Origin of the sequence: Rhizobium sp. B21/90 (genome assembly GCF_019355815.1) — a bacterium.
Taxonomy (GTDB): domain Bacteria; phylum Pseudomonadota; class Alphaproteobacteria; order Rhizobiales; family Rhizobiaceae; genus Rhizobium; species Rhizobium rhododendri.
The window spans coordinates 1,304,103-1,320,116 of sequence record NZ_CP072163.1 but is presented as its reverse complement, the minus strand read 5'-3'; the positions used below and the strand labels follow the sequence as shown (position 1 = coordinate 1,320,116).

The following is a 16,014-nucleotide window of genomic DNA, read 5'->3' as shown; positions in this document are numbered from 1 at the left end:
AAAACAGAGCGAAGAATTGGGCATGGCTGCCGGACAATGATGCACGCTATATTTTTGAAACGGCAGAAAAGGCCACGGTTGAGGGCGGCGTTCATCGTCTTGCTGATGATATCGATCTTTATAGCCGACACGGTGACGGACTTCGAAATCGCCTTTGCGGTTTTTTATATTGCAGTCATCCTGATCGCCATTGGATTTCTCTCGACACGGGGGGTTATCGCGCTCGCAGTGCTGTGCATTTGCCTGACTGTCGTTAGCCTGCTCCTGACCCGGCATGGGTCTTTCGAGGCCGGACTGTTCAACTGTGGCATCAGCGCATGCGCCATCGGCATCACCACCTTTCTGGGCCTCAAGACTGTCGCTGCCCAGGCCGCAGTCTATGACGCGCAGGAGCAGTTCGGCCGGATGGCACGTCTGACACGGCTGGGAGAATTGACGGCTTCGATCGCCCATGAGATCAACCAGCCGCTCGCCGCAGTGACGACCAGCGCCGATGCGTGCCGCCGCTGGCTGGACCATTCGCCGCCCAATCTCGACAGAGCGCGGCAGGCGGCCGAGCGAATTGTCGGTGATGCCAAGCGCGCCAGCGACGTCATCGTGCGGGTGAGAGGGCTGGCGAAAAACGACGTGCCCCATCGGGAAAGCTTCGACCTCAACGCGGCCGCAGCGGAAGCAATCGAAATGGCCCGTCACGAGATCGAGCGCAACAGCGTCGTACTGCGGCTCGATCTTGCGCAAGACATGGCAATGGTCATGGCAGACAAAATCCAGATACAGCAAGTGATCAGCAATTTGCTGCTGAATGCCATCGAAGCGATGACCGATGTCCCGAGCTTCAAAAGGGAGCTGGCCATCTCCTCGTCCTATGACGATGCGACAGGCGCCACCTTTATCGTTGCCGATTCCGGCATCGGAATGAAGCAATCGACAATCGATCATCTGTTCGAGGCGTTCTGGACGACCAAGGAAAGCGGCATGGGCATCGGCCTCTCCATAAGTCGTTCCATCATCGAAGCGCATGGCGGACGCATCTCGGTGACATCAGCGCCGCGCATGGGCACCACCGTCCAGTTCAGCCTGCCGGCCAAGGAGGACGATCAATCATGATCGGGCTCGGCCAGTTCGATATTTTGGACGATCCGGTCGTCTATGTGGTCGACGATGACGTATCCGTGCGCACCGCACTGGAGGATCTGCTTGCATCCGTGGGGCTGGCGGTCTTGACCTATGGTTCCGTACACGAATTTCTGAGCGCACCGATAGCAGACGCGCCTGGCTGTCTTGTCCTCGACGTTCGAATGCCCGGGCAAAGCGGCCTTGAATTCCAGCAACGCATGACGGCCATGGGAATTACGCTGCCCGTCATTTTCATCACCGGACACGGCGATATCGCCATGTCGGTCAAGGCGATGAAGAACGGGGCCATCGAGTTCCTGACGAAACCCTTTCGCGATCAGGACCTCCTTGATGCGATCCAGCTGGGCATAGACAGACACCGCCTGCAGCGAAAAGAGGAAATCGTATCGGCAAAGCTGCGCGAGCTCTGGCAGAGCCTCACCACGTCGGAGCAGGCTGTCATGGAATTGGTCGTTAAGGGCTTGCTCAACAAACAGATCGCCGGGCAGCTCGGAGTCAGCGAAATCACCGTCAAGGTGCGACGTGGCCAGCTCATGCGCAAGATGAACGTCAAGTCCGTGACCGACCTCGTGAGGATCTGGGACAAACTGAACCTCCGCAGCTGACCTCTGGCGGATCGAAGCCCTGTCGAAACCATTGGCCTGAACAGCGGCGTCGATCGGCAGATTTGGCCGCAGCGGGCAAGCTTTCGGCAAGACCTGCCGCCAGCCCGCCTTAAACTGCGACCTATGGAATTCCCGGTTGCGGGGGCGCCTTGATGCGGGAGCACGAGATGAAGAATACGGACAAATTCTATATCGGCGGTGCATGGGTGGACCCCGTCGGTAAGGCCACTATCGATGTCACCGACCCCGCAACGGAACAGGCATTCGCGACGATTGCAATGGGCAATGCAGCCGATGCCGAAAGGGCGATAGCGGCTGCGAGGCAGGCCTTCCCATCCTTCTCGCAAACTTCGAGAGAGCAGCGGCTTGCCCTGCTCAGGCGAGTGCTCGAGGTCCTCAAGCGTCGCAACGACGAGATCGGCGACGTCATCTCGCGGGAGATGGGCGCACCGACAGCACTTGCACGCCAGTCACAGGCAATCCTTGGGGCTGCCCATTTTGCAGAAACAATCCGCGCATTCGAAGGCTTCGATTGGGAATACATGCAAGGCGACACGCGCATTATCCACGAGCCGATCGGCGTCGTCGCGATGATCACGCCCTGGAACTGGCCGATCAACCAGATTGCCTCCAAGGTCGCGCCGGCGCTGGCCACCGGCTGCACCATGGTGCTGAAGCCCTCGGAGATCGCGCCGCTGAATGCGATCCTGTTTGCGGAGATCATGCACGAGGCAGGTGTTCCCGCCGGTGTTTTCAACCTCATCCACGGCGATGGCCCGACAGTCGGCACGATCCTTGCCAACCACCCCGATGTCGACATGATATCGTTCACCGGCTCCACCCGAGCGGGGATATCGGTGGCGACGGCAGCTGCCCCCACCGTCAAGCGCGTGCATCAGGAACTCGGCGGAAAGTCACCGAACATCGTCCTTAGAAGCGCTGACCTTAGCGCGGCGGTGATGATGGGCGTGCGCCGATGCTTCGATAATTCCGGCCAGTCCTGCAATGCGCCGACGCGCTTGCTCGTGCCGATGGAACGGATGGACGATGCCATCGCGGCAGCGGCAAAAGCCGCCGGTGAAATCGTCGTCGGGTCGCCGGCGGACCCGTCAACGACGATGGGGCCTGTGGTCAGCCAGCAGCAGTTCGACAAGATCCAGAACCTCATCCGCAAGGGGATCAACGAGGGCGCCGAGCTGATTGCCGGCGGCAATGATCGGCCGGATCACCTGGACGTCGGCTACTACATCAAGCCGACCGTCTTTGCGAAGGTCGCCAACGACATGACGATTGCGCGGGAGGAGATCTTTGGTCCTGTGCTGGTCATGATCGGCTATGAAACCGAGGATGAGGCAGTCGCCATTGCCAACGACACGCCATACGGCCTTGCCGCCTACATCCAGGGGAACGCAAGCGAGGCACGCGCCCTGTCACGAAAGCTGCGAGCGGGAATTGTGCGTATCAATAATTCTGCCTGGGATGGCGCCGCACCGTTCGGCGGCTACAAGCAATCCGGCAATGGCCGTGAGTACGGCAAGTTCGGCATCCACGAGTTTACCGAGATCAAGGGTGTCGTCGGCTATGCCGGCACTTGAGAACCAGAGGCTTTAGACCTCGCCGGAGTTGGTCAGCCCAGGGCTTGGCTGACCAGTCCGTAGATCGTTGGACGGGGTTCATCGCCCGGGCGATCCAGCAACCAGCGACCGCCAAGCGACATGCTGGTGACCGTATCGAAGACCGGCATCCCCGATTGCGTCAGGAACTCGGCAAAGTCACCCATCGCCTGGCGCGTATCGATGCGCAGGAAGGCGCCGGCATGGGCTTTCACGTGCGGGGCAGTCACGGCGATCGCATCGGCGTCATCGACGGCCACGACCGGACCGATCACGGTGCCCCGGCCGAAATTGCGTGCGAGGGAAAATGCGGCGATCCGGCCGCCGCGTATCAGCGCCACGCCCTTGGAAGCATGCAGCAGACGGCCAAGCAGCGCTGCCCTGTCGGTGCCATAGGCGGCGCGGTCGAGCGCTGCAATTTCCGCCAGATCGTCCAGCGTCACAGCGCGCAGAATAGCCTGCTCTGGGAGCGGCGGCTCGCCAGATAGCACCGCGGTTCCCTGGCACTGATAGACGGTTTTTTCTGCGGTGAAGCCCATGGAAAGATAGAGCCGCCGCGCCGCCCGTGTCGCATTGAGGCGCAGCGGACGCGACCCGGTTTGTCTCAAGACATGGTCCATCAGCCAGCGGCCATGGCCATGCGCCTGCAGCCTCGGCGAGGTGATGACCATGCCGACCGTGACAAAATCGTCCGACAGCGGAAACCACATGGCCGAGCCGATGGCACGGCCGATCTCGTCCTGCGCCACCACGCCGGACCCGATCTCGCGCAGCATCAGCCAATCCTTCACCCGGTGCGGCCAGCCGACGGCAAGCGACAACGCATGCAGCTTTTCGGGATCGGTTCCGGCGATGTCGCAAAGCTGCAGGTCAAAGGACTCCAGCCGCATCGTTTCTTCTGTGGTCAATTCCCCCTCCGTCGCCCGCACTCCAAGATAGAGAGCCGGGCGTGCGACGACAATCGTCACCACCCCATAACATCCATCTTGAACTGTCGATTTTCCGCCATTCGACACCGAAGATTTCGCTTCAAATACGGTCTTTTTCAGCAGTTTGCGCTGCAGCGGACGAACCTTCGGGAGACCCGTGCCGGAATGTCTCCCTATGCTGCGGTCGACACACGAGGGACGGTTGCGCGATGCATGAGCAGGACATTCTTGAACGGCTGGTCGCCTTCCCCTGTATGGTCGGCACTGCCAACCATGACATCGTCGCGTGGATCCGTCGCCATGCAGAGAGCTGCGGCGCCAACGTGACGGTGGCGATGGGGCCGGAGGGCGACCGCGCCAATCTCTTTGCGACGATTGGCCCGAGAGACGTCCCGGGCGTCCTTCTCTCCGGGCACATGGATGTGGTGGCGGCCGTTGAACAGGGTTGGACCTCCGATCCTTTCCGTCTGCGCGCAGACGGAGACAGGCTCTACGGACGTGGCACCAGCGACATGAAGGGTTTCCTCGCCTGCGCCCTCGCAGCCCTCCCGGCGCTGGCCGCCATGCCCCTGACGCAGCCCGTGCATCTGGCCTTCTCCTATGACGAAGAGGCCGGTTGCCGAGGCGTGCCGCATCTGCTTCGGTTGCTGCCCGACCTCTGCGCCAAACCTCAGGGCTGCATCATCGGCGAACCCAGCGGCCTGCGTGCGATCCGCGCCCACAAGGGCAAGGCTGCCGTCCGCATCGAGATCCGCGGCCGCACCGGCCATTCCTCGCGTCCGGATCTCGGCGCAAACGCCATCCATGCGATGGCATCAGTGCTCGGCGAGGCAGTCGCCTCCGCTGGACGCCTCGCAAATGGTCCTTTGGACGGCAACTTCGAGCCGCCCTACTCCTCGTTACAGGTCGGCGTCGTCAGCGGTGGCCAGGCTGTCAACATCATCCCGGATTTCTGCACCGCCGACGTCGAGGCGCGCGCCATAGCGGGCGTTTCGCCCTCGACACTGTTGCAGCCGATAAAGGCCGCCCTGCTCGCCCTGGAAACGCAAGGCTTCACCACCCGCTGGGACCTGCTCAGCGAATATCCGGCCTTGTCGCTTGCAGCCGACGCCCCTCTGGCAGGCCTCCTGGAAGCGTTGACGGGACAACCGCCGCTTGCCGCCGTCAGCTACGGCACCGAGGCCGGACTATACCAGGCCGCCGGCATGGACGCGATCATCTGCGGGCCGGGCGATATCGGCCGCGCCCACAAGGCCGACGAATATATCGAAGTGGGCGAGCTCGCCGCATGCCGGAAGATGATCGAAGACCTCGGGCGGCGATCATGCGCCTGAGAGCGATCTCCACAGATTGCCTTGGCAGTTGATCGACACTTCCCACACCAACGAGCGGGACAATCGAATGGCCTTTTTATTCAACTCAGACGCAGCGCGCGCCCGGATATTTGCCGCAGAGTTCGCCCGCGAGCTGCCTCGTCTGCCATTCGTGACCGACGCCCAGTCGGTCGCTCCAGAAGACGTGCGCTACCTGCTGACCTGGACCGCGCCCGACGACCTTAAGCGCTACACCAATCTCGAAGTGCTGTTTTCCATCGGCGCCGGGGTGGATCAGTTTGACGTTCAGGCCCTGCCGGACAGCGTCAAGCTGGTGCGGATGGTCGAGGACGGGATCGTGCGGATGATGCAGGAATATGTGACGCTCGCCGTACTGGCCTTGCACCGGGACCTGCCGGGCTATCTCGCACAGCAGCAACAGGGCGTCTGGAAATCCCGCCCAGTGCGTCAGGCGCCGGACCAGCGTGTCGGTGTGCTCGGTCTCGGACTGCTCGGAAAGGCGGTACTGGAGCGCCTCGGGCCATTCGGCTTTTCGCTGGCGGGGTGGAGCCGCTCGCCTCGCGAGATCGAAGGCGTCGCGTGCTTCCATGGCGAAGACCAGCTCGATACATTTCTGGCGCGCACTGATATTCTGATCTGCCTCCTGCCGCTGACGCCGCAGACCCGGGGCTTGCTCAATACGGACCTCTTTTCGAAGCTGCCGGCTGGGGCATCGCTGATCCATGCGGGTCGCGGGCCGCAGCTCGATCAACAGGCATTGATCGACGCGCTGGACAGCGGGCACCTTTCCGGTGCGGTGCTCGACGTTACCGATCCTGAACCCCTCCCCGCCAGCGATCCCCTCTGGCAACACCCGAGAATCATCCTGACGCCGCATATCGCCAGCGTCACCCAACCCGAGACTGCCGCCAAGGCCGTCATCGCCAACATCCACCGTCACGAGGCCGGGAAGGACCCGATCGGCCTCGTCGACCGCAAGCGCGGCTACTGACACTAAAAAGGAAAGAAAACGCATGTCTCTTCTCAAGCTTATCGACACCAACCCGACCACCGCTCCGCGCGAATCGAAGCCGACGGCCGAGCGCCTGATCTCCGGCGATCCGTCCTTCAAGACCTGGCCGCAGGACGCCTCGCGCGACGACAGCGTGCTGACTGGCGTATGGGAAGCGACCCCCGGCGAAACGCATTCGATCAAGGGGACGACCTACGAGTTCTGCCACCTCATCACCGGCGTCGTTGAAATCGTCGAGAAGGACGGCGAGACCTATACCTATCGCGCCGGCGACAGTTTTGTCATGAAGCCCGGCTTCGTCGGCATCTGGCGCACGATCGAGACCGTCCGCAAGATCTACGTCACCGTCAACTGAATTTTCCCCTGCGGGACAGCACCGCTCGCCAGTGCGCGCGGCACGATATCGCCGCGCTTAAAGCCGCCGAAGAATGCGCTGCGAACGCACCGGTAAACGGGAGATTCCATCGCCGCCCGGGCCACAGTCGACGCAAACTGCGCGACAATGACCGCTAGTTTCGGTGGTCTGCCAACGCCCAGAGGAAATGCCATGTCGCTGAGCTTCAATCCCGATTCCGTGCAGCTTCCCCACGGACATTTCATCGGCGGGCGGATGATCGCGGCAAAGGGTGAAATTGCCATGCACCGCCCCTCCGACGGCGCCGCGTTCGCCGATTGCCCCATAGCCGGGGCTGATCTTGTCGACGAGGCCGTTCAGGGCGCAAAAAGCGCCTTGAAGGAAAGCGGCTGGGCGGATGTGAGGCCGCGCGAACGCACGCGGATGATGCATCGCTGGGCCGACCTGATCGAGGCCGAGGCGGAAACATTGGCAAGGATTGAGGCAATCGCCTCGACGCGCCCCGTCGGCCACCTCATCCGGGGCGATATCGCCATCAGTGCCGAACAGATCCGCTTCTTTGCCGAGTTCGCCGACAAGGAGGGCAGCGACCTCGTGCCGACGAGCAAGGACAGCCTCGGCATGATCATGTCAGAACCCTATGGCGTGGTCGGCGCGATCACCCCCTGGAACTTTCCCCTGTCGATGGCCGTCTGGAAACTCGGGCCGGCGCTGGCCGCGGGCAATGCCGTGGTGCTCAAACCATCCGAACTCACGCCGTTTTCGACGCTCTATCTTGCCGAGCTCTCGGTGCGCGCCGGCCTGCCCGCTGGCCTTATCAACATCGTGCTCGGCGATGGCGCGACGACCGGGACTGCAATCACCGGCCACCCGGAGATCGGCAAGATCAGCTTCACCGGCTCGACAGCGGCCGGACGTGCCATCATGGCCAACATCGCTCAAACGGGCATCAAACCGATGACGCTCGAGCTCGGTGGCAAGAGCCCGCAGCTGGTCTTTGCCGATGCCGACATTGCCCGCACCGCAAAGGCCGTGGCGCAGGGCATCCTGTCAAATGCCGGGCAGGCCTGCGTCGCCGGATCGCGGCTGATCGTCCACCAGTCGGTGGCGGCTCAGCTGATCGATGCGCTGACATCAGCCATGGACGACATTACCCCAGGCCCGACATGGGACGAAAAGACGCAATATTCGCCGATCATTTCCGAGCGCCAGATCGGCCGCATCGACAGCATCGTCCGCGCATCGGTCGCCGAGGGTGCCGAATGCCTGCGTGGCGGCCAGATGCTGGAGCGCGACGGATATTTCTATGCACCGACACTGATCGCAGGCGTCACCCCATCCTCCCCTGCCGTGACCGAGGAAATCTTCGGCCCGGTGCTGACGATCCAGACATTCGTAGAAGAGGAAGAGGCCTTGGCGCTGGCCGACCACCCGACCTACGGGCTTGCGGCCGGCGTTTTCACGACCGACCTGTCGCGGACAATCCGGGTGACGAAGCGGCTGCAGGCCGGTACGATCTGGGTGAATCGCTACGGGCGTTCGCGCGACCACATCCTTCCGACAGGCGGTTACAAAAGCTCCGGCATCGGCAAGGATCTCGGCCGCGACGCTTACCTCGCCAATCGGAAATCCAAAAGCGTCCTGATCGACCTGTAAAGGAAAAATCCATGAAGACCTATTCCATAGCCCTGATCCCCGGCGACGGCATCGGCGTTCCCGTCATCGACGCCGCCTGGCAGGTGCTGGAGGCAGCCTCGAAGCAGGCGGGCTTCAAGCTGAAGGGCACGACCTTCCCCTGGTCCTGCGCCTTTTACAAGGAAGCCGGCGCGATGATGCCCGCAGACGGAATCGAGACCCTTCGCAAACACGATGCCATCCTGCTGGGTGCCGTCGGCTGGCCGGCGGAGGTGCCCGATTCCGTATCGCTGCACGGCCTGCTGCTGCCGATCCGCAAGGCCTTCGTGCAATATGCCAACATCCGTCCGCATCGTCTTCTACCGGGCGTCGAAGGTCCGTTGAAGTCGACGGCCTTCGATATCCTCTGCATCCGCGAAAACACCGAGGGCGAATATTCCGGTGCCGGCGGCCGCGTGCATGTCGGCACGCCCGACGAAGTCGCCGTCGAGACGTCGATCTTCACCCGCAAGGGGGTGGAGCGCATCCTGCGCTTCGGCTTCGAGCAGGCCCGCCTGCGCCGCAAGATGCTGGCCTCCGTCACCAAGTCGAATGCGCAGAAATACTCGATGGTGTTCTGGGACGAAGTGACGGCGCAACTGTCCGCCGAGTATCCGGATGTCGAGGTGAAAAACTATCACATCGATGCGATGGCGGCGCGCATGGTGATGGCACCGGACAGTCTCGATGTCGTCGTTGCGTCCAACCTGTTCGGCGATATCCTGACCGATCTCGGCGCCGCCATCCAGGGCGGCCTCGGCTTTGCAGCCTCCGCCAACATCAATCCCGATCGCACCGCGCCATCGATGTTCGAGCCGGTGCATGGATCGGCGCCCGATATCGCCCATCTCGGCATTGCCAACCCGATTGCCACCATCTGGTCGGCAGCGATGATGCTGGAGCATCTCGGCGAGCCCGCCGCGGCAGCCGGGATCATCAAGGCCATCGAAACTGCGACCGCAAGCGGCATCGGCACAAGGCCGGGCCGCGACAAAACCGACGCGATCACTGCCGCTGTGCTTTCGACGCTTTGCTGACGAGAAGGAACGCCAAAATGGACACTCTGAAGGACAACAACCTCTTCCGGCAGCAATGCGTCATTGACGGCATCTGGCGCAACGCTGCCTCCGGTTCGTCGGTGCCGGTCACCAATCCGGCGACGCAAGGGATTATCGGGCACGTTCCCGATGTCAGCGGCGATGAAACACGCGAGGCAATCGCAGCAGCGCGGGCAGCCTTCGCCCCCTGGAAGGCCAAGACCCATGCGGCACGGGCAGCGCTCTTGGAAGCCTGGCACCGCCTGATCCTCGAAAACGAGCAGGATCTCGCCATGATCCTGACCCTCGAGCAGGGCAAGCCGCTGGCGGAAGCGCTGGGCGAAATCCGCTACGGCGCATCCTTCGTCAAGTGGTTTGCCGAGGAAGCCCGCCGCGTCGGCGGAACGACCGTCCCATCGCCCACGGCAGATCGCCGGATCATCGTGCTGAAGGAGGCCGTCGGCGTCTGCGCCATCATCACGCCCTGGAATTTCCCGAACGCCATGATTACCCGCAAGGTCGCTCCAGCGCTTGCGGCCGGCTGCACCGTGGTCGTCAAGCCTTCTGAATTCACGCCATTTTCCGCGCTGGCCCTTGGCGTGCTGGCCGAGCGTGCCGGCATCCCGGCAGGTGTCATCAATATCGTCACGGGCATGCCGGCCGAAATCGGCAATGAGATGATGGCGAACGAGATCGTGCGCAAGATATCCTTCACCGGATCGACCCGCGTCGGCTCGCTTTTGATGCGGGGCGCCGCCGACAGCATCAAGCGCCTCAGCCTGGAACTCGGCGGCAACGCGCCGTTCATCGTCTTTGACGATGCCGATATCGATCTGGCGATCGACGGCGCGCTTGCGTCCAAGTTCCGCAACGGCGGGCAGACCTGCGTCTGCTCCAACCGCATTCTCGTGCAATCCGGCATCTATGACACGTTTGCCCAAAAGCTGGCGGCCCGGGTCTCCGTCATGAAGGTCGGCCCCGGGGCCGGCGAACCCGTGGATATCGGACCGATGATCAACAAGGCGGCCATCGACAAGATCGACCACCATATCGAGGATGCACTTGCCAAGGGCGCTCGCATCATTTCCGAGAGACCTGCGATGCCAGATGGCAAGCAATATGCCGTCCCTGTCGTGCTTGGTGGAGCCACAACGGACATGCTGCTGGCCAATGAGGAGACATTCGGTCCAGTCGCTCCTCTGTTCCGGTTCGAGACCGAAGAGGAAGCCATCGAAATCGCCAACGCCACCCCGTTCGGCCTGGCGTCCTATTTCTACACCGAGAGCCTGCGACGCTCATGGCGGGTGGCGGAGGCGCTCGAATTCGGGATGGTTGGCCTCAACACCGGCTCCGTCTCGATGGAGGTCGCGCCCTTCGGCGGCGTCAAGCAATCCGGCATCGGCCGCGAGGGCGGACAATGCGGGATCGAGGAATATCTCGAAATGAAGAGCTTCCACATCGGTGGACTTGGCTGACACGAACGCGAACAGGGGCGGAGTTCACTCTCCGTCCCTGTTCGTGAGATCTTTGGTTTACTGGAACCGGTCGAGCGTCTTGTAGTAGAGCCCGACCATCGGCAGGAACCATGGCTTGCCGAAATGGCCGGCGATAGCGGGCCATTCAAGACCGGAGACTGGGTTACGGTCGGCTTTGCCCATGATCGCGTCGGCGATGACGATCCCCATGTGGCTTGCCATCTGCGCTCCGTGGCCGGAATAGCCCATGGCATACCAGACACCGTCGGCAAAGCCGGCGCGCGGGAAGCGATCCTTAGTCATGTCGACGAGGCCACCCCAGCAATAATCGATCTCGACCTGACCCAGCTGCGGAAAGATCTGGCGCAGGCTCGCCTTCAGGATGGCGCCGCTCTTGTCGTCTGAGCGTTGATCCGACGATGCCGAAAACCGGGCACGGCCGCCGAAGATCAGCCGCTGGTCCGGCGACAGGCGGAAGTAGTTGCCGATGTTGAGCGAGGTGACGCAGGTGCGGTTGCCCGGCATGACGTCGGCGACCTCGGCATCGGTCAGCGGCCGGGTGGCCAGCAGGAAGCTTCCGACCGAGACGATGCGGCGCCGGAAAAAGCCGAAGGGACCGGAGGTATAGGCACCCGTTGCCACAAAGACTGCATCGGCTGTGACACTGCCACGCGCTGTGGTCAGCGTATGCCTGGCGCCTGCCACACTGCGGTCCGTCACCGCGGCATTCTCGAAGATCACCGCGCCATGGCGCACGGCGGCGTTGGCAAGCCCCGCGACGTAGCGGCCCATGTGCATCATGGCACTCTTTTTCGACAGCATGGCGCCGTGGAAGGCGTTCGAGCCGATCTCGTGCCGCAGGTCAGTCGCCGTCAACAGGGCCGTGTCGGGATCGACGTCCCGGTTGACGAGCTCGAAATTGGCGGCGATCGATTTGAAATGCTCCGGCTTCGAGGCGAGCTTCAGCTTGCCGGCACGGCGAAAATTGCAGTCGATGCCCTCCTCAGTAACGATGCGCTCAATGGTATCGATGGAAGCGTCGAAGGCGCGGTAGAGCGCCTTCGCCCGTTCCGCCCCGAGTTCCTTCCGGGCAGAGGCAAAACCGTGGGCAATGCCGTTGTTGAGGTGTCCACCGTTGCGACCCGATGCGCCCGCGCCGACATGGGCCGCCTCGAGAACGACGACCTTGACCCCGGCCTTCGCCAGGTGCCGGGCTGCCGACAGGCCACCGAAACCGCCGCCGATCACGGCCACATCGTAATGGCCTTCGACCGGGCCCTTGCTGGCCGCCGCGAAAGCGGGCGCTGTATCTTGCCAGTAGGACTTGAACTGCATCGCCATCCCCGTCAGAGCCCGACGACGCCGGGCAGGCCCGAAATGTCCTTGATCTCGGTATATTCATAATAAGGATTGGCCGGCTCATGGCCACGGTTGACCCAGACCTTGTTCTTGATGCCGAGATCGTGGGCCGACATCAGATCGTAGCGGAACGACGACGAGCAATGCAGAACATCTTCCGGACCGCAGCCGAGCATGTCGAACATATATTCGAATGCCTGGAAGCGCGGCTTGTAGGCATTGGCCTGCTCAGCGGTGTAGACCGCATGGAATGGCGCGCCGAGCTTTTCGACGTTCGACATGATCTGCTCGTTCATGGCGTTCGACAGGATAACCAGCGGAATTTCCTTGGCAACCTTGGCAAGGCCAGCCGGAACGTCGGCGTGCGGTCCCCAGCTCGGCACTGTCTCGTAGATTGAGCGCGCATCCGCATCGTTGAAGGCGACGCCGTTCCTCTTGCAGGTGCGCTCGACGGCATTGTGGATGACTTCGTTGTAGGGCTTCCAGTCCCCGAGGATCTCGTCGAGGCGATAGGCGGCGAAATTCTTGATGAACTGCTTCATGGCGGCGGCTTCGAGTTGGCCGCCATAGATCTTCTCAGCCGCCTCCGCCATCTGGAAATGGGTCAGCGTTCCGTAGCAGTCGAAGGTGATGTATTTGGGCCGAAACTGGGACATCGCTCTCAAATTCCTTACTGGTTTTGGGCTGGTGACGGGATATTGGCGCCATGGCCGGGCGCCTTGTTGCCCCGATCATAGTCGCGTCCCGGATATGTCGTTGACCGCAATTGCTGTGACTGAAAGCAGATTGTTGCGTATCTCAATAGCCGTTTGGCAGAGAGTTGCGCCGCCTGTCCCGGCCGGTCGTCCCTGTCGCCCGGCGCGGCTCGACCCACGGCATAAGATGCGGCGCCTCTCCGGAAAGACGATGCAAACATGTTGCCGCCAACCCCATGGTCAGGAGGTTCTACCTGCACGCCGGCGCTATCAATGAAGACAGGACAGGATTATCCGGAACAAGAGAATGCCGCCAGACCAGATCGACCCCAGCCACATCGACCCCAGCCACATCGACATCGTGAAGTTTTCTGCCGACCATCTCGAAGGCGCGCTGACGCTCTCGCGTCAGGCCGGCTGGCCGCACCGCCTGGAAGACTGGGCGATGGTGCTCTCGCTCAGCGTCGGCTTCGTGGCCATAGAGAACGGGCGCGTAGTCGGCACCACCTTCGTGACCCCCTACGGGACTGCGGCCGCCACCATCAACATGGTCATCGTTGACGAGGCGATGCGCGGCCGTGGCATCGGACGGCGGCTGATGGATATGGCGCTCGCCGAATGTGGCGATCGCGAGTGCCGCCTGAACGCCACAAAGGAAGGCCTGCCGCTCTACACCAAGCTTGGCTTCAAGGAGACCGGCCGGATCCTCCAGCATCAGGGCACCCTGGGTGCTGGAAATGGGGAAGCCAGCCTCGACTGGGCAAGTGTCGAAGACCTTGCCGATTGCGCAGCGCTGGACCAGTCGGCCTCCGGCCTCGAACGCTTCGACCTTATAAAGGCGCTGCACCAGGCCGGCCGGATCGCCGTCTTGCGCCCCGCCGGCAAGATCACCGCCTTTGCCGCCCTGCGCGCGTTCGGTCGCGGCGAGGTCATCGGTCCCGTGGTGGCCGGACATGCTGACGAGGCCAAGACCCTGATCGCCGGTCTCATCGAAGCCCGCCACGGGCAATTCGTCCGGGTCGACACAACAAAGGCCTGCGGTCTGGCATCGTGGCTGGAGGCGCAGGGCCTTGCCAATGTCGGCGGCGGCATCGCAATGCGGCGCAGCGCCAAGCCTTCCACCGGGACATCCGCGTTTCAAACCTTTGCCCTTGCAAGCCAGGCGCTTGGCTAAATCAGGAGACGACCATGCTGAGCAACTCTCTCATCGAACTCGACCGCGCCCATCTCGTCCATCCGGTCGCGTCCTACAGGACCCACGAGAAAATCGGCGTGCGGGTTCTGAAATCCGGCAAGGGTGCGACGGTTACGGATGCCTCGGGCCATCAGCTTATCGATGGTTTCGCCGGCCTGTGGTGCGTCAATGCCGGCTACGGCCAGGAAACCATCGTCGAGGCCGCCGCGCAGCAGATGCGCGAGCTGCCCTACGCCACCGGCTATTTCAGCCTCGGTTCAGAACCCGCCATCCGTCTTGCTGCCGAACTTGCCGATCGGACGCCCGGCGATCTCAACCATGTCTACTTCACGCTCGGCGGATCCGATGCCATCGACAGCACGGTGCGTTTCATCCGCTATTATTACCATGCCAAGGGCACGCCCGCGAAAGACCAGTTCATCTCCGTCGAACAGGGCTACCACGGATCATCGACGGTCGGCGCCGGGCTGACGGCCCTGCCGGTGTTTCATGCAGGCTTCGGCATCCCGTTCGACTGGCAGCATAAAATCCCGTCGCATTACGCCTATCGCAACCCGGTCGGCAGCGACGATGCGGCGATCATTGCCGCGTCGACTGCTGCGCTGCGTGCCAAGGTCGAGGCCCTCGGCGCGGACCGCGTCGCTGCATTCTATGTTGAGCCTATACAGGGCTCCGGAGGCGTCATCGTGCCGCCGAAAGGCTGGATCAAGGCGATGCGCGATCTCTGCACCGAACTCGACATCCTGTTCATTGCCGACGAAGTCATCACCGGCTTCGGCCGCACCGGACCGCTGTTTGCCTGCAGCGACGAGGACATCGTTCCGGATTTCATGACCGTCGCCAAGGGCCTGACCTCAGGCTATGTGCCGATGGGCGCCGTATTCATGACCGACAAGATCTACCAGACCATCGCCGACGGCGCCGGCAGCGCTGCAGTCGGACATGGCTATACCTATTCCGCCCATCCGGTCAGCGCCGCCGTCGGCCTCGAAGTCTTGCGTCTCTATGAGGGCGGGTTGCTGGACAACGGCCGCAAGGCCGGTGCCCGCCTGATGGAGGGCCTGCACAGCCTTGCCAGCCATCCGCTGGTCGGCGAGGTCCGCGGTCGCGGAATGCTGGCGGCGCTCGAACTCGTCACCGACAAGGAGCACAAGACCCCGCTGCCGGCAGCGTCGGACCCGTCGCGCCGCATCTTCGACCGCGCCTGGGACAACGGGCTGGTCGTGCGCGCCTTCGGCAACGGCATTCTCGGCTATGCGCCGCCGCTTTGCTGCACGGAGGCCGAAATCGATGCCATCGTCGAGCGTACGCGCAAAACGCTGGACCAGACGCTGGAAGATCCGGATATCCGTGCCGCCATGGCGTGAGATCACCGGTTCCCCATGAGCGAGAATCATGTGGGCCGAAATACCGCGGTGGCTGAATATTCGGAATTTTCTGCCGTGGCACTTCCGTCTTTAAGCGCATTCGGTGCCCGTTAACTGAGACACTGTCCTTCAACCGGCGGTCAAAAGCCGCAAACAAAGCGATCAGGCAGTCTCAACAGGATCGTATCGCCTGAAATGCACACAGCATATCGTTCTGTTAGGACGCT

The 16,014-nt window shown here is 62.5% G+C and carries 15 protein-coding genes; 11 read left to right on the top strand and 4 right to left on the bottom strand.

Annotated elements, in window-relative coordinates:
- Positions 1-78 precede the first annotated feature (78 nt).
- The 3 genes from J5278_RS24155 to J5278_RS24145 all read left to right on the top strand — a co-directional run bounded on the left by J5278_RS24155 (position 79) and on the right by J5278_RS24145 (position 3,337).
- Positions 79-1,107 carry a sensor histidine kinase gene (locus tag J5278_RS24155; RefSeq protein ID WP_257623431.1) on the top strand — a complete coding sequence of 343 codons (1,029 nt, stop codon included), beginning with the start codon at positions 79-81 and terminating at the stop codon, positions 1,105-1,107.
- The gene (locus J5278_RS24150) at positions 1,104-1,742 is read left to right on the top strand and encodes a response regulator transcription factor (RefSeq protein ID WP_209187905.1); all 639 of its coding nucleotides are present in this window, start codon (positions 1,104-1,106) and stop codon (positions 1,740-1,742) included. The genes J5278_RS24155 and J5278_RS24150 overlap by 4 nt, the downstream gene beginning before the upstream one ends.
- Positions 1,743-1,909: 167 nt before the next feature.
- Positions 1,910-3,337 (top strand): aldehyde dehydrogenase family protein, encoded by a 1,428-nt coding sequence (locus J5278_RS24145; protein WP_209187906.1) that lies wholly within the window; start codon positions 1,910-1,912, stop codon positions 3,335-3,337.
- A gap of 32 nt (positions 3,338-3,369) precedes the next feature.
- On the opposite strand, the gene J5278_RS24140 is transcribed toward J5278_RS24145, so the two are convergent.
- Positions 3,370-4,245 carry a GNAT family N-acetyltransferase gene (locus J5278_RS24140; protein ID WP_209188018.1) on the bottom strand — a complete coding sequence of 292 codons (876 nt, stop codon included), beginning with the start codon at positions 4,243-4,245 and terminating at the stop codon, positions 3,370-3,372.
- Between the two features lie 248 nt (positions 4,246-4,493).
- Between J5278_RS24140 and argE the strand changes: the two genes are divergently transcribed.
- From argE to J5278_RS24125, 3 genes are all read left to right on the top strand, one after another.
- Positions 4,494-5,618 carry an acetylornithine deacetylase gene (gene argE / locus J5278_RS24135; protein WP_219258661.1) on the top strand — a complete coding sequence of 375 codons (1,125 nt, stop codon included), beginning with the start codon at positions 4,494-4,496 and terminating at the stop codon, positions 5,616-5,618.
- Between the two features lie 67 nt (positions 5,619-5,685).
- Entirely contained in the window at positions 5,686-6,609 is a 924-nt protein-coding gene (locus J5278_RS24130; protein WP_219258660.1) for a glyoxylate/hydroxypyruvate reductase A, read from the top strand.
- Positions 6,610-6,631: 22 nt separating this feature from the next.
- A complete protein-coding gene (locus J5278_RS24125; protein WP_111218673.1) occupies positions 6,632-6,985 on the top strand; it encodes a cupin domain-containing protein in 354 nt (117 codons plus the stop codon).
- Here the strand turns inward: J5278_RS24125 and J5278_RS24120 are convergent.
- A complete protein-coding gene (locus tag J5278_RS24120) occupies positions 6,967-7,194 on the bottom strand; it encodes a hypothetical protein (RefSeq protein ID WP_219258659.1) in 228 nt (75 codons plus the stop codon). The genes J5278_RS24125 and J5278_RS24120 overlap by 19 nt on opposite strands.
- Between J5278_RS24120 and J5278_RS24115 the strand changes: the two genes are divergently transcribed.
- From J5278_RS24115 to J5278_RS24105, 3 genes are read left to right on the top strand one after another with little or no spacing between them, the layout of a single operon-like run.
- Positions 7,178-8,641, top strand: a complete 1,464-nt coding sequence (locus J5278_RS24115) for an aldehyde dehydrogenase (RefSeq protein WP_219258657.1) — start codon at positions 7,178-7,180, stop codon at positions 8,639-8,641. The two genes, J5278_RS24120 and J5278_RS24115, sit on opposite strands and share 17 nt — an antisense overlap.
- Before the next feature lie 11 nt (positions 8,642-8,652).
- Positions 8,653-9,696 (top strand): tartrate dehydrogenase, encoded by a 1,044-nt coding sequence (locus J5278_RS24110; protein ID WP_209187910.1) that lies wholly within the window; start codon positions 8,653-8,655, stop codon positions 9,694-9,696.
- Between the two features lie 17 nt (positions 9,697-9,713).
- Positions 9,714-11,171: an NAD-dependent succinate-semialdehyde dehydrogenase gene (locus J5278_RS24105; protein ID WP_219258655.1), complete on the top strand. Its 1,458-nt coding sequence runs from the start codon at positions 9,714-9,716 to the stop codon at positions 11,169-11,171.
- Between the two features lie 57 nt (positions 11,172-11,228).
- On the opposite strand, the gene J5278_RS24100 is transcribed toward J5278_RS24105, so the two are convergent.
- Together J5278_RS24100 and J5278_RS24095 are read right to left on the bottom strand one after the other, a co-directional pair.
- On the bottom strand, positions 11,229-12,506 hold the full coding sequence (locus tag J5278_RS24100) for an FAD-binding oxidoreductase (protein WP_219258653.1): 1,278 nt from the start codon (positions 12,504-12,506) through the stop codon (positions 11,229-11,231).
- Between the two features lie 11 nt (positions 12,507-12,517).
- Entirely contained in the window at positions 12,518-13,186 is a 669-nt protein-coding gene (locus tag J5278_RS24095) for a haloacid dehalogenase type II (RefSeq protein ID WP_143123229.1), read from the bottom strand.
- A 376-nt stretch (positions 13,187-13,562) separates the two neighbouring features.
- On the opposite strand from J5278_RS24095, the gene J5278_RS24090 reads away from it, so the two are divergent.
- The gene (locus tag J5278_RS24090) at positions 13,563-14,399 is read left to right on the top strand and encodes a GNAT family N-acetyltransferase (RefSeq protein ID WP_374109211.1); all 837 of its coding nucleotides are present in this window, start codon (positions 13,563-13,565) and stop codon (positions 14,397-14,399) included.
- 14 nt (positions 14,400-14,413) lie between these two features.
- On the top strand, positions 14,414-15,787 hold the full coding sequence (locus tag J5278_RS24085) for an aspartate aminotransferase family protein (protein WP_219258649.1): 1,374 nt from the start codon (positions 14,414-14,416) through the stop codon (positions 15,785-15,787).
- The last annotated feature ends 227 nt before the right edge of the window (positions 15,788-16,014 follow it).